Source organism: Acetobacter suratthaniensis (genome assembly GCF_017377745.1).
Classification (GTDB): Bacteria; Pseudomonadota; Alphaproteobacteria; order Acetobacterales; family Acetobacteraceae; genus Acetobacter; species Acetobacter suratthaniensis.
Map to the genome: position 1 here is coordinate 1 of NZ_JAFVMG010000014.1, position 12340 is coordinate 12340.

12 protein-coding genes are annotated in these 12340 nt (G+C 50.8%); 5 read left to right on the forward strand and 7 right to left on the reverse strand.

Annotation, left to right across the window (positions count from 1 at the left end; translation table 11 throughout):
• Positions 1–291 precede the first annotated feature (291 nt).
• Entirely contained in the window at positions 292–1572 is a 1281-nt protein-coding gene (locus J2D75_RS11465; RefSeq protein ID WP_207854955.1) for a DEAD/DEAH box helicase, read from the reverse strand.
• Positions 1573–1850: 278 nt separating this feature from the next.
• Between J2D75_RS11465 and J2D75_RS11470 the strand changes: the two genes are divergently transcribed.
• Positions 1851–2042, forward strand: a complete 192-nt coding sequence (locus J2D75_RS11470; protein ID WP_207854956.1) for a YqaE/Pmp3 family membrane protein — start codon at positions 1851–1853, stop codon at positions 2040–2042.
• Positions 2043–2065: 23 nt separating this feature from the next.
• Entirely contained in the window at positions 2066–2527 is a 462-nt protein-coding gene (locus tag J2D75_RS11475) for an Ivy family c-type lysozyme inhibitor (RefSeq protein WP_207854957.1), read from the forward strand.
• Between the two features lie 338 nt (positions 2528–2865).
• On the opposite strand, the gene J2D75_RS11480 is transcribed toward J2D75_RS11475, so the two are convergent.
• From J2D75_RS11480 to J2D75_RS11500, 5 genes are all read right to left on the reverse strand, one after another.
• A complete protein-coding gene (locus J2D75_RS11480; RefSeq protein WP_207854958.1) occupies positions 2866–4188 on the reverse strand; it encodes an ion channel in 1323 nt (440 codons plus the stop codon).
• A 439-nt stretch (positions 4189–4627) separates the two neighbouring features.
• On the reverse strand, positions 4628–5320 hold the full coding sequence (locus J2D75_RS11485; RefSeq protein WP_207854959.1) for an RBBP9/YdeN family alpha/beta hydrolase: 693 nt from the start codon (positions 5318–5320) through the stop codon (positions 4628–4630).
• A gap of 24 nt (positions 5321–5344) precedes the next feature.
• Positions 5345–5986 (reverse strand): peroxiredoxin, encoded by a 642-nt coding sequence (locus J2D75_RS11490; RefSeq protein ID WP_207854960.1) that lies wholly within the window; start codon positions 5984–5986, stop codon positions 5345–5347.
• Between the two features lie 270 nt (positions 5987–6256).
• Positions 6257–7342, reverse strand: coding sequence for an ABC transporter substrate-binding protein (locus J2D75_RS11495; RefSeq protein ID WP_207854961.1), 1086 nt, complete (start codon positions 7340–7342; stop codon positions 6257–6259).
• Positions 7339–8388 carry an ABC transporter substrate-binding protein gene (locus tag J2D75_RS11500; RefSeq protein ID WP_207854962.1) on the reverse strand — a complete coding sequence of 350 codons (1050 nt, stop codon included), beginning with the start codon at positions 8386–8388 and terminating at the stop codon, positions 7339–7341. The genes J2D75_RS11495 and J2D75_RS11500 overlap by 4 nt, the downstream gene beginning before the upstream one ends.
• 174 nt (positions 8389–8562) lie before the next feature.
• Between J2D75_RS11500 and J2D75_RS11505 the strand changes: the two genes are divergently transcribed.
• The 3 genes from J2D75_RS11505 to J2D75_RS11515 are packed head-to-tail and all read left to right on the forward strand — an operon-like array spanning position 8563 to position 11002.
• On the forward strand, positions 8563–9333 hold the full coding sequence (locus tag J2D75_RS11505; protein WP_207854963.1) for an ABC transporter permease: 771 nt from the start codon (positions 8563–8565) through the stop codon (positions 9331–9333).
• Complete coding sequence (locus J2D75_RS11510; protein WP_207854964.1) at positions 9333–10133, forward strand: ABC transporter permease; 801 nt, start codon at positions 9333–9335, stop codon at positions 10131–10133. Before J2D75_RS11505 ends, J2D75_RS11510 begins: the two co-directional genes overlap by 1 nt.
• Complete coding sequence (locus J2D75_RS11515) at positions 10130–11002, forward strand: ABC transporter ATP-binding protein (RefSeq protein WP_207854965.1); 873 nt, start codon at positions 10130–10132, stop codon at positions 11000–11002. The genes J2D75_RS11510 and J2D75_RS11515 overlap by 4 nt, the downstream gene beginning before the upstream one ends.
• A gap of 94 nt (positions 11003–11096) precedes the next feature.
• Here the strand turns inward: J2D75_RS11515 and J2D75_RS11520 are convergent, their stop codons facing one another.
• Positions 11097–12335, reverse strand: a complete 1239-nt coding sequence (locus tag J2D75_RS11520) for a lipase family protein (RefSeq protein ID WP_207854966.1) — start codon at positions 12333–12335, stop codon at positions 11097–11099.
• Positions 12336–12340: the final 5 nt, after the last annotated feature.

Sequence of the window (12340 nt, forward strand, 5' to 3'; positions counted from 1 at the left end):
CGCTGTGGATCGCTATGTCAGTCTCGTCTTCAATGTCGGCTGGCGCCTCCATGGCGTCTCAGCCATCCGGGAACAGAACGGCTTCGGTAATAAAGGAGGCTTCGGTACACTCTCACTTACCGTCGGGTATTAAACAATTATTAACGGTGCCTATTTTACTGCCCGGAAAAAAACGATAAGGGAGACAGCCTGCTTTGCCTGTCTCCCTTATCAAATCTACCGTGTGTCTCAAACTCTCGAAGCGCGGAACGCCACGCTAGCGGCAGTTCTCACCGGAAAACTCTTGATTTTTCAGGTCATTTTAGCAGCAGCACGCGCAGCGTTCTTTTCTTCCTCGGTCCAGACCTTACGTTCACGCTTTTTCTGCGGCTTGATTTGCTTGACAGGCCCCCCACCGAGCACAGGCGGGCGCATGGTCGAATGCCGGGCCTCTTCCGAGTGCCACGGATGATCATCATGCACACTTAAAGTGCGACCAATTTCGCGCTCTACATCATGCAGCCAGGCACGCTGTTCGGCATCACACAACGTAACGGCAAAGCCACTACGTCCTGCACGGCCGGTGCGGCCAATACGATGCACGTAGCTTTCCGGCAAGCTCGGCAGATCATGATTGAAGACATGCGTGACCGTATCGACATCGATCCCACGCGCGGCAATATCGGTTGCAACCAGAACCTGTGCAGCACCGGACCGGAAGGCATCCAATGCACGCTCGCGCTGCCCTTGGGACTTGTTGCCGTGCAAGGCTTCAGCCGTGATGCCTGCTTCAGTAATGAAGGTGCAAACTTCATTGGCAATATTTTTTTGCAAGGTAAAAACTACAGCTTGCCCAATGCCAGGCGTCCGCAGGAGCGACAGGAGAGCATCTTTCTTATCCGCTGCATTCACGAACATGACCGACTGTTCGATCCTGTCCACAGTGGTCGATGGCGGTGCGATCTCAACCTTCGCCGGGTCCTGCAGGAGGCTTTCAGCCAGTGCCGCAATGGATTTAGGCATAGTCGCAGAAAACAGCAAGGTGTGCCGTTCCTTAGGCAATGTCGCGACAATACGCTCGATCGGTTTGGCGAACCCCATATCCAGCATCTGGTCAGCCTCATCCAACACCAGCGCTTCAAGCTGCGATAGATCACACAGGCCTTGCTCAACCAGATCCAATAACCGCCCCGGAGCCGCGACAATAATGTCTACGCCATCCTTGAGGGCATTGACCTGATTCACCTGGCTGACGCCGCCAAAAATTGTTGTCACACGGGGTTGTTGATAGCGCCCGAAACGTTCAAAGCCATCCGCAATCTGCGAGACCAGTTCGCGCGTGGGAGCCAGGACCAGAACACGTGCCCCACCAGCGGGAGCCTGACGGGGCGTTTCAGCAAGGCGATGCAACAGCGGCAGCGCAAAAGAAGCGGTCTTTCCCGTTCCCGTCTGGGCCATACCCAGCAGGTCACGCCCCTGCAGCAGAATGGGAATAGACCCGGCCTGAATGGGGGTGGGAGTGGTATAGCCTTCATCAGCCAGTGCGCGCAGCAAAGAAGGCGCGAGTGAAAGGTCAGTAAAGGTTATGGACATGCTCAGACAACGCCTCCGGCGCCGGGTAAAGCTGCGCCTGGTGGGGCTTCGCTGATTTCGGAATGCGGACTTTTACGGGGGCAACCGCACCACGTCAACGCAATCCAGCGATTCATTTGCTCCACAAAATCGTAGAAAAAGATGACTCTCAAAAACCAGCGTTTTTTGGCACTTTCCCTCCAGAAGCCTCAAAATACCCATCTTTCGACAATACATAGGAACCTTCCTTATTGAGGAAGAATATCTTAGTGTATTGTCACGCAAACAGGAGAAAAAACATGCGTTTACTTTTGGCTATTTTTCTACCGTGGCTACAATTTTTTACCATCGGGCGACCGATTGCTGGAATCGTGTGCCTGGTTTTGCAGATCACCTTGCTCGGCTGGATTCCTGCCGCAATCTGGTCTGTTTATGCGCTTAGCCAGTATAAAACTGACCAGAAAATCGAAAAGCTAAAGCTGGGTCTCTGAGCCTATTATGTGAGGTGACTACGATGCGTTTCTTAGTCTTTGCCATTCCCGTAGCTATTCTGGCGCTCTCATCTCCCCTTGCTATGGCCGAAGATACTCCCCGCACGCTGAGCGTTCATATGCGGGATACAACGTTCGCTAAACGAGTAGGGACGTTCTTAGGGAAAGATGAACGACCCGACTGGCTCAAGAGAGCAACCGAAAGCGAACCGGTGGGCGTAACAATGGACGGTAAACCTTACACCGTTCTTTTGGCCTGCAAACAGCATGATTGTCGCAATCATCAATTCGTTCTGATGTTCGACGACAAAAATATGTACGGGCTACGCTACGAAACGCACGATAATAGCCCTAAGGAAGAGTTAACATGGTTCAATATCGGCGGGGGGCCAGAGAGCATAGACGGAAAAACCATCCTTTATGCCGCAATTACAGGAAGTTTATATAACCACCCTAAAGCTTTCCAAGCACCTAACGGTCAATAAATGACTTACAGAGGTGATTGTGTTTACTATGAAGAAACCAATCACCTCCACAACAGAAAATTTAAACCATGTTTCTTTCTGATACATGACATGCCAAAAAAATCGACCAGATCACAGGATAAAATTCTTTTTTGCACCGATACCATGGGAATAAAAGCAACCGTTCTGGGAGATTTATTATTTGGACAGATATTTTCACCTAAATACCTCAGTATAATTGACCACGGATCTTCGATAAGAGTATAATTTTTAAATAAACCCCCCCAAAAAAACGCATAAATGTTGGTTGCGCCCATTTAAAACCTTTGCAGAAAATTAATCACGCATTCAATTATTTTTTATGTTTTTAGAAAAATATTTACGATAGAATTATTGTCCGTTTTACCACTTATCGTTTGCATCAATATTTCACTCCCCAACTCCTGCAAAGAAAGAATACCATCAGGTTTAATAATCTTAATTTTATTAATATTTTGATCGTCATTTACTAAAGCGATAATTTTAGTTTTTTCTCCGCATACCTCTTTAGCCGCCAATAGAATAAAGGCATTATCAGAGTCATTTTCCATCAATGATAAAATATATTTTGCCTCCTTTGCCCCTGCCAGATTTAATATATCAATTGAGCTTGGGTCTCCTTCAATAATATCAATATTTTCAGGAAAAAGATTTTTTTCACCAGTTTTGCAAACAACCGTTATAACGATACCAGCTTCCACAAACTTTCGGCAAACGCCCTGCGCAAAATATGAGGCACCAATTATTATACAATGGTTGTTTCTTGTCACTTTCGCGATCTTCCCATGCAGTATTTTTTTAACGTTGTTTCTAACCATAGTCCCCGCAATAGATGCAAGAGACGCAGCAAAAATTGTAATTCCAAAAATAATCACCGTTACAGTAAAAATTCTTGCGGTATCACTTACAGGAACAATATCCCCAAAACCAACAGTAGACATACATACAATGACAAAATATATCGCTTCATACACATTAAGAATATGGGGAGAAAACTGATCCCCAAGGTAAAGGACACCTAGAGATCCATACACCAATAAAGATACAATGCTGAGCAGTGCAAAAAGGCTGATAGTTCCGAGATTGTGCTTATAGAAATCACGCCACACCATGAGTAAGTATACGATAGTTAATATAAAATATACTACAGAAATAGAATCATTTTTTATTACAAAAAAATCTATAAACGAAACACAAAAAAGTATTGAAATGGCAGAAAACCACGCCACTCTTGTCCTGAACAACACTATAAACGCCATTAAAAATAATATCACACCCATAAAAAAACGGGGGATATCCAATAGACCCATAAAAATTATAGCATCATGCCATGAGTAATTTGCATTGCCTTCAGAAATAAAGTTTCTAAAATTTTTCAGTAAAAATGGTTTTACAATGAGATAAGAATCATACAACAGCAAAAGTGACGAAATTAATATTCTCAATAGAGGGCTTTTTATTGATGCAAACTTTAAGAAACCAAACGCTAGAAAAATTTTCTTTTTCAGATCATTCATCTTACGATTGAAAGCCACAGCCGTACACGAAAACCAGCCTAAAAAGACATTTTGAATGTCTAATTTAGCTAACACGCGTGAAAGTAGCCACCTTTCTGCACCTATCAAAAAATAGCCTTGAATCATGGATCAGTTACGTTGAAATGACAAGGGTTCTACAAATCAATTAAAATTTGTTATGATTTAATTCTTAAAAAGATTGAATGTATCGAATATCGTCTTCCAAGAAACAATTTCAGAGAAAAGCTTAAACTGGAAAGTTTCAATAAATAATTTTCTATTATTTATTGAGAATTTTATTTTTTATTAAAATAAAATAAAATTTAGCTCATTGTTAATGTAATTGAGCCTGCTTGCATCCGTATGGACGACAAATATATATAGAAAACTCGAATCTATGGATTTTTATTGATTTTATCTACACTCTTCTTTTCTTATATCGAAAAGATTTTCTCACGACGAACCTGTATGGCATGTTCGAAACTCTTGCCATTTATGGAGCTATCAATGGATAATAGCTACAGAAAGACGCCTGATCTGATCATTTTATATGACTCCTCCCCCATCATTTCCGAGGCCATTGGCAACGTTCGGCCAATTGCCCTAGAAGAATAAGACCTGAGGACCAGCGTCCAAGCCGTGCAGCATTGCCCATATGGCCCTTCTGCCCTGTCGGAACAAAGGTGGCTCCCCAGTCCTGCGCGAGCATTCGCCCACGCTCTGTACTCAACCAAGGATCGTTGCCGCTCGCGGCAACAATTGCAGGAAACGGTAGCTGTGACCGCGGCAGGGGCGTAAATTCCGTAACGCGTGCTTTATCTTCGCCTTCATGCCGTTCAGTATCGGCTGGTGCAACAAGCAGTGCGCCAGCAATATGACGGGCAATCCGCGGATTTGCGGCAGACCACCTGACAGACAGAATGGCACCAAGACTATGGGCCGCTAATAAAACCGGATAATGACTGTTCAGGACGGCATGCTCAAGCGCTTGTGCCCAGTGTACATAACTTGGAGCACGCCAGTTATTCTGCTCAACGCGTGCGCACAGTATTCCTCTGCGCGGGAGTTCTTCTTCCCACCGGCTTTGCCAGTGTTCCGGGTTTGACCCATCCAGACCCGGAACTGTCAGAACCTGAAAAGGCCGGAGCGCCTCCACCCAAGGAGCCGAATGGTATGTCGTTTCGGACGCTCTCCACTTTTTACCCCAATCGGAATACCAGTGCGTGCGTTTTTCACCCGGCATGCTGCCCAAAATCATGACATTACTCCATGACACGCATTTTCAGGATGTCTGGACCGGATCAGGCACATAGCGCAGATACGGTATAACGGCCTTCCAGCCTTCGGGAAACAGATTACGCGCCTGCTCATCATTAACAGATGGCACGATAATCACCTCCTCACCACGCTGCCAGTCTGATGGAGTTGCCACCTTAAAGCGATCCGTCAGCTGCAAACTGTCCAGCACGCGAAGGATCTCTGCAAAATTACGGCCTGTTGAAGGCGGATAGGTAAGGATCAGCCTGACCTTGCGAGCTGGATCAATAACAAAAACACTCCGCACAGTAAGAGACGGATCTGATGCAGAATGAATCATGCCGTACAGGTTTGATACTTTCCTATCTGAATCCGCTAGAACGGGATAGGAGAGCGAAACACCCTGTGTCTGCTCGATATCATGGAGCCAAAGGTCATGCTCACCCAGCCCATCAACAGACAGAGCCAGCACTTTTGTATTCCGTTTTTCCCACTCAGGCGCCAGCCGTGCGACTGTTCCCAGTTCCGTTGTGCAAACGGGTGTGAAATCTTTGGGATGACTGAACAGAATCCCCCATGAATTTCCCAGCCATTCATGAAAGCTGATGATTCCCTGAGTACTTTCCTGAATAAAATCAGGGGCTATCTGCCCAATCTGAATACTCATTAGTCTGGCATCCCCATATCATTATTTGTCTTAAAGATGATGAAACTCTGAAATTCAGGATCGGCAACAGAGCGTAATATCCGAGCTTTACTGCCCAGACACACCAATCTGGCCACTGCGACAGTTTACTCCCTCCGATCCTGAACAATTCAGTGTGGCATTCAATACCCGACTATTCCACCACAAATATGAGTGGTCAATAATTTAATATCAAATTATTTGTAAAATTTATCGTCCGTAATACCGCAACAAACGATAATCTATGAGGGATTAGCGTTTCTGGAGCGGGTTGCCATCAGCGTCCAGAATGGGCCATGTGTTTTCTGCCTCTGCATTCAGAAGAGCTTTACGAGAAAAATCGGTATCAATCATGGTCGAAATATCGATATCGTGTGAAATGAGATGTGAGGCGCGCGCAAACTGCGCCACATCGCGGTAGTGCTGCGTGATGAAATCATCAAAAACCGGCGACAATACCCCCCGGATATCTTTGCCTTTCCATGATTCCTCGCGCAACTCGAGGGGCAGGTTCTGTGTTGCTGCGGCAATTCTCAGATATTGATCACGATTTTCTGGCCGGGCGTAGAAAGTAGAGCCAGAAATCAGGGCTGTCACGATAGCCTGAATAAGATCAGGATCTTGCTGAATGATCGCATTACTGGCGAATAATCCGGTACCGAACTTCCATGACAACGGCGCTTGCGCTGTAGACCACAGAATACGGGCAGCACCACGTGCCTGAAGAGCCAGCCCATTCAGGGTCACCTGCCCATCGACGTGATGGCCAGCAACTGCGGCATCACCTTCGGGCATGACAAGGTTAACGATCTGGAAATCCGAGAGCTTCAGCCCGGATTGACGCAACAACCGGGAGAACGCAAGTGTCCATGGGCGCCCCAGATTGACCGCTAGCCGCTTACCTTTCAGATCCTGCACGGTTTTGGCCGGGGAATCTGTAGGCACAACCAAATAGGATTCCAGCGCCCCACGGGTCAGTGGCAGGATCAGTCGAATATCAATACCAGCGGCCCGCGCAATCACGGCCGGAAAGTCTCCGTAGAGCGCCAGATCAATCTGGCCCGATGCGAATGCTTCGTTAATATCCGGGCCAGCATTAACAAAATAACGCCATTCCACCCGGGCTTGATGGGCTGCCAGAGCGGCATTCAACGCCGAGAACGTTGCTGCCCCCAGCATACCTTCAGCCTCTACTGGCCGCCCGGCCTCATCAAATGCGCGAGGCACACCCACCCGCACAATGCGCTCCGCAGCCAGCGCGGGCCTTACAGCCAACGCTGAGCCGGCCACTGCAAGAAAGCCTCGGCGAGATAAAGCCGCATTCATCAAACGCTTCATGGCTGCTCCACCTCATGAAGTTTGCGCGCCAGTGCCAGTGGCACAGGGTCAATCCATTCTTCGACTGAAAAATCCCCGGCTAAAAATCCATGACCCAGCAGAAACTCTTTCTGTGCCGTCAATGCCGCAATCCGCTCAACATCCAGCGTAATGCCCAAGCTCCACGGCAAACGTGCGCCATAGGCACGCTCCACATCCTGTGGCGTGGTGCTGGTTTCCGCAGCAACAATCCGAAAAACGTCCTGCGCATGCGCTTCTGCCCATTCGGAAGCCCGCAGCAGCACTGACAGGTAGCGTGCAACCAGTTGCGGATGCTGCGAAGCAAAAGCCCGATCAACCGTTACCGGTCGGGGGGTACCATTATTGATTCGCAACGCCGGGTCTAGATAGGTGTTCAGATCAGCAACCACGATCAGGGAATAAGCTTCCCTCAGGGCAATCGCTGGCGCGCCCTTGATGTAGGCCACATCAATTTCACCAGCCAGAAGGGCATCAAACGTCGGGTCACGCCATGGCCGGTCAGGGTCCGCACGGCGGAACTCGACGGCTGGGGCATCAATGTCAACAATTTCCACATCATCCAGCGTCAAACCACCAACCTGCAGGGCTGACGCAAAGCCATGCAACGCCATTGCCCTTACAAAATCGATTGTTTCACCCGGACGCCGTGTCAGGCCGAGTTTTTTCCCCTTCAGGTCCTGCTCGTTCCGTATGCCGGACTGAGGGCGTGCTAGCAGAAACTGAGCCTCGTCCACCCATGTCAGCCCGACAACCACCGTGCTTTCGCCACGGGCGCGCGCCCAGATAGCCGGAATATTACCGCCCTCACGGAACAGGCCAAACCCCTGATGGTTAAAATGTGATGCGCGACGGGTCGGATCTTCATGGTCGCGGATCGAAACCAGATCAATATCCTGGGCCTGAAACGCATCGTTTAGCCAGCCATGATCAAGGGCGATCCCCGTTGCCGTTGGCACAGGGCAGCGCGTGTACCAGATCGTATCAACCGTTGCGGCCTTTGTTACTGCTGAACTGCTGGTGGACATGACATACCTCTTTCGCAGTTGCGATCTCACGATCAGGAGGAATTTCCATCATTAATTACGAGATATTTTTTTATATATTGTTAGATTGGAGTCAAGGATTTATATACATTCATATTGTGTTTTAATATAAAAACACTTTCTTCAATCGGTGAAATGGGAAGGATTCGTCAGGCCATGCTCTTCAGTCTTAAATTCGTGGCCAGAAAAACCGGCCCCATAGCCCTGACCCTGATCGCCTTTCTATCCCTATGGCAAATTCTTTGCTGGAGCGGTTCATTTCCCAGAACGCTGCTCATTCCTCCCGCTGATGTCGCGCGCACCCTCCTTGACCTGACGCGCGACGGCACACTGGAGGATAATCTACTAGCCTCCGCCCGCCGTGTTTTTCTTGCTTTAGCCATTGGCGGCAGTGCCGGAATTGTTTTTGGTCTGTTCTGTGGAACCTCAAAAACACTCTGGCGGCAGATTGGCCCTCTTTTTACGGCGCTACGGCAGATCCCGTTTATTGCACTTGGCCCTCTGCTTATTCTGGGGCTGGGTATTGGTGAGCATTTTATCGTAACACTCCTTGCTCTAGCGGCTTTTTTTCCTGTTGCTCTGGCAACACTCGAAGGCGCTCGCGGGGTGCCCACCCGCTATCTGGAAGTGGTTGCGATCTACCGACTGAACCCAACCGATCGTTTCCGTTACTTGTTTTTACCATCTGTCCTGCCCGCTATTGCGGCTGGCGCACGGATTGCCTTTGGCCGCTGCTGGGGGTTGGTCGTGGCGGCGGAACTGTTCGGCGCAACCTCGGGTCTGGGTCAGATGATGAGCTGGGCACGAGAGATGTTTCAGATCGACGTCGTCATGGCGGGCGCTGTTATTGCTGCCGCAATCGGGATTATTTGCGATGCCCTGCTTCGCGCAGGGGCACGCCGCCTGATGCCGTGGGGCGCTACGTGATGCTAGCGCGCCCTCCCCTAACCCGACGACTGCTTCACAGCCTGAGCAACAGTGGATTACTGCTCCCGATCGGGCTGATTGTAATCTGGCAGGCCGCTGACCGCGCGACCCCACGCTTCTTACCCAATCCGGCCGACCTGATCCATGTTACTATCGGTCTGTCCGCACACGGCCTTCTCGCCCAGGATCTGCTGGCGTCCGTGGTGCGTATGTTATGTGGTTTTGCTGCTGGTGCGACGGGCGGAGCCATCATCGGTATCGCACTTGCCGCCTCGCCCCGCCTGCACACTCTGCTGGGGCCGGCAGTCTCGGCGTGGCGGCAACTGCCGATCTTCAGCCTTGTGCCTTTACTGACCCTATGGTTCGGGCTGGATGAAAAAGCCAAGATCATCCTTATCGCCTTAGCCACATCAATACCGGTCATGCTCAATGCATATGAAGGTGTGCGCGCTGTGCCAAAAAAATATACCGAAGTCGCGGACATGCTGCACCTCAACCCGCTCTCTCGCCTGTTGCTTCTTCAAGCCCCCGCTGCCATGCCGTTCCTGCTCACCGGGTTGCGTCAGGGCATGGCCTTTGCCTGGATGGCGACAGTCGCTTCAGAACTGTTTCTGGCAGCAGCGCCCGGCCTGGGTGCCGTCATTATGGCGGGTCAGGAGCGGATGCGCCCGGATATGATCATTATCGGAATTTCCCTCATCGGGGGCGTAGGCATTCTCATGAACGCCGCGCTGACAGGCGCCATACGCTGGGTATTACCCGCCTGGCGTGCGACTGACCAACAGGATAACCTCTCATGATAGCTTCTTCGATAAAACTGGCACCTGCAAGCGCTCTCCATTTAGTGCAAGGGGCTCAGCAAGGCCGAGGACAAGCTGTCCGGCTGGTAGATGTCGGCAAGACATACACGATCTCAGGGCGGGCATTACCGGTACTGCGTGACATTTCGCTGAATATCAATGCGGGTCGCTTTGTTACTATTGTCGGCGCCAGCGGGTGCGGAAAATCAACAATTCTTCGTATTATAGCCGGACTTGAAAAGGATTTTACCGGTTCAGTTCGCATTGGAGAGCAGGCGGTTAACGGCCCTTCTTTCGATTGCGGACTGGTTTTTCAGGATCACCGCCTATTCCCCTGGCTGACCGTGCGCCAGAATGTCGCCATGGCCCTGCGCGCGCGCAAACTGCCGACCGAACAACGCAATGCGCTGGTTTCCGCACACCTTGATCTGGTGCGCCTGAATGGCTTTGAAGATGCCTACCCGCACCAGCTCTCCGGTGGCATGGCCCAGCGGGCAGCCATTGCACGCGGTTTGGTGAATGAGCCTTCCGTTCTGCTACTGGATGAACCACTAGGCGCAGTCGACGCGTTAACACGGCTCCATCTGCAACGCGAACTCCAGCGTATCTGGATGACTAAGGGCACAACCATGATCATGGTAACCCATGACATCGAAGAAGCTCTGCTTTTGGGTGATCAGGTCGTCATTCTCCAGCCCAGACCGGGGCCAGCACAGCAGATTATTGATGTAAACCTGCCGCATCCGCGCTCGGGCGATGAAAACACCCTACTCGCCCTACGCAAAAAAATTTTCGCAACACTCCATGTCGGAGATGAAGACGAAACAAAAACTGGCGGCGGCTCTACAGCTACCCGCCAGCCGCCGTAATCAGGCATGGCGCTGGCCAGAATAAAGCCCCCTGCCCCGCGCCACCTAACATTCCAGCTGTTCTGAGCCCACCTCCGGCGGGCTCAGAACCTCATTATTCAATGTCGCAATGTGGCTGGATTGCCTTTCCTGCCAGCACCGCCTGAACGAAGCGCAGTGAATCTGGCTGCGAGGCATTTAACGTATCGCTATGTCCGAGATCGTGATACGCGTGCGCCTCGATTACACTGCCAGCAGCACAGGCATCGGTTGCCAGTTGTTTTTGCGCGATAAACAACCCATCCTTGCCTCCAGCCCCAATGAACACTGGCCGTTCAAAATGCACGGTCGGCAGTTTTAAAGCTTCGTGCCACCAGCTTTTCAGTCGGGCCTGCCCTTCAGGTTTCAGAGCAGCCGCAGGGCTGAGTTGCGTCTCTACGGCATCCCCTTCCAGAGAATCAAGGCAATAGATCCGCGCCTGCTTGAAGAGCGGGAGCGCTTCAGGCGTAAAAATCTCTTCCGCCCGAATTGTCGGATCAGTCTGCTGCGCCGCCAACACAGAATAATATTGATACGCCACAGTCGGATCAGGCTTCGAGGACAAAGGCTTGCCATCCAACACGTGATCATGCCCTTCGGGGGCGTAAATGGTTCCGGTGGCAACAGTCGCCAGCCAGTTCACATCTGGTGCATACCCCGGTGCGTAACCGGATGCCGCCACTACAGCGGAACCACCTTGTGACTGACCGACAAAAACCACACGGTTAGCCAGCTTTGCCGCATGCAGGCTTAACGCTGCACGCACGCTATCTATCAGCGCATAGGCATTGGCCCGATTGTTCAGTGCAGGGTTAGGCCCGGGGCCGCCCAGCCCCTGATAATCCGTTGCCACCACTGCGAAACCATTCTTCAACCAGCTTTGCAAAAAGCGCACATCCCGATAGGAACGTCCATGCCATGATGGCGCACAAATGTCAGCCATGCCAAACGTACCATGCGCCCAGGCAATCACAGGCCAGCCGCCTTCCGGCGGGGTTCCGGCAGGGACAAACAAAGCGCCAGACACGGCAACAGGCTTTTTGCCTCCCACCCCATCGGTGGACGCATAGAGAATGCGGTACTGAGCACCTGTACCTTCCAACCCCAGAACATCAGGCAGAGGCTCGCTCCGTAACAACCGGCCCGGATGCTGCGGCACGCTACCGTTCCACGTATAAAAAGGCGAGGTTCTACCGTCACCCTGCAAGGGGTCCCCTAAAGGTGCTGCTGCCTGCACCGGCGACACAAGAGCAAAAAGCGCCAGAGCTGGCAGGGCTGTCCTGCCGATCCCATGGAACATCGTTTTCGTAAACATGACGT

What these genes read in the sequence shown, in the direction of transcription:
- J2D75_RS11465 (WP_207854955.1), bottom strand. Translation starts at nt 1,572, where the DNA reads ATGTCCATAACCTTTACTGACCTTTCACTCGCGCCTTCTTTGCTGCGC.
- J2D75_RS11470 (WP_207854956.1), top strand. Translation starts at nt 1,851, where the DNA reads ATGCGTTTACTTTTGGCTATTTTTCTACCGTGGCTACAATTTTTTACC.
- J2D75_RS11475 (WP_207854957.1), top strand. Translation starts at nt 2,066, where the DNA reads ATGCGTTTCTTAGTCTTTGCCATTCCCGTAGCTATTCTGGCGCTCTCA.
- J2D75_RS11480 (WP_207854958.1), bottom strand. Translation starts at nt 4,188, where the DNA reads ATGATTCAAGGCTATTTTTTGATAGGTGCAGAAAGGTGGCTACTTTCA.
- J2D75_RS11485 (WP_207854959.1), bottom strand. Translation starts at nt 5,320, where the DNA reads ATGATTTTGGGCAGCATGCCGGGTGAAAAACGCACGCACTGGTATTCC.
- J2D75_RS11490 (WP_207854960.1), bottom strand. Translation starts at nt 5,986, where the DNA reads ATGAGTATTCAGATTGGGCAGATAGCCCCTGATTTTATTCAGGAAAGT.
- J2D75_RS11495 (WP_207854961.1), bottom strand. Translation starts at nt 7,342, where the DNA reads ATGAAGCGTTTGATGAATGCGGCTTTATCTCGCCGAGGCTTTCTTGCA.
- J2D75_RS11500 (WP_207854962.1), bottom strand. Translation starts at nt 8,388, where the DNA reads ATGTCCACCAGCAGTTCAGCAGTAACAAAGGCCGCAACGGTTGATACG.
- J2D75_RS11505 (WP_207854963.1), top strand. Translation starts at nt 8,563, where the DNA reads ATGCTCTTCAGTCTTAAATTCGTGGCCAGAAAAACCGGCCCCATAGCC.
- J2D75_RS11510 (WP_207854964.1), top strand. Translation starts at nt 9,333, where the DNA reads ATGCTAGCGCGCCCTCCCCTAACCCGACGACTGCTTCACAGCCTGAGC.
- J2D75_RS11515 (WP_207854965.1), top strand. Translation starts at nt 10,130, where the DNA reads ATGATAGCTTCTTCGATAAAACTGGCACCTGCAAGCGCTCTCCATTTA.
- J2D75_RS11520 (WP_207854966.1), bottom strand. Translation starts at nt 12,335, where the DNA reads ATGTTTACGAAAACGATGTTCCATGGGATCGGCAGGACAGCCCTGCCA.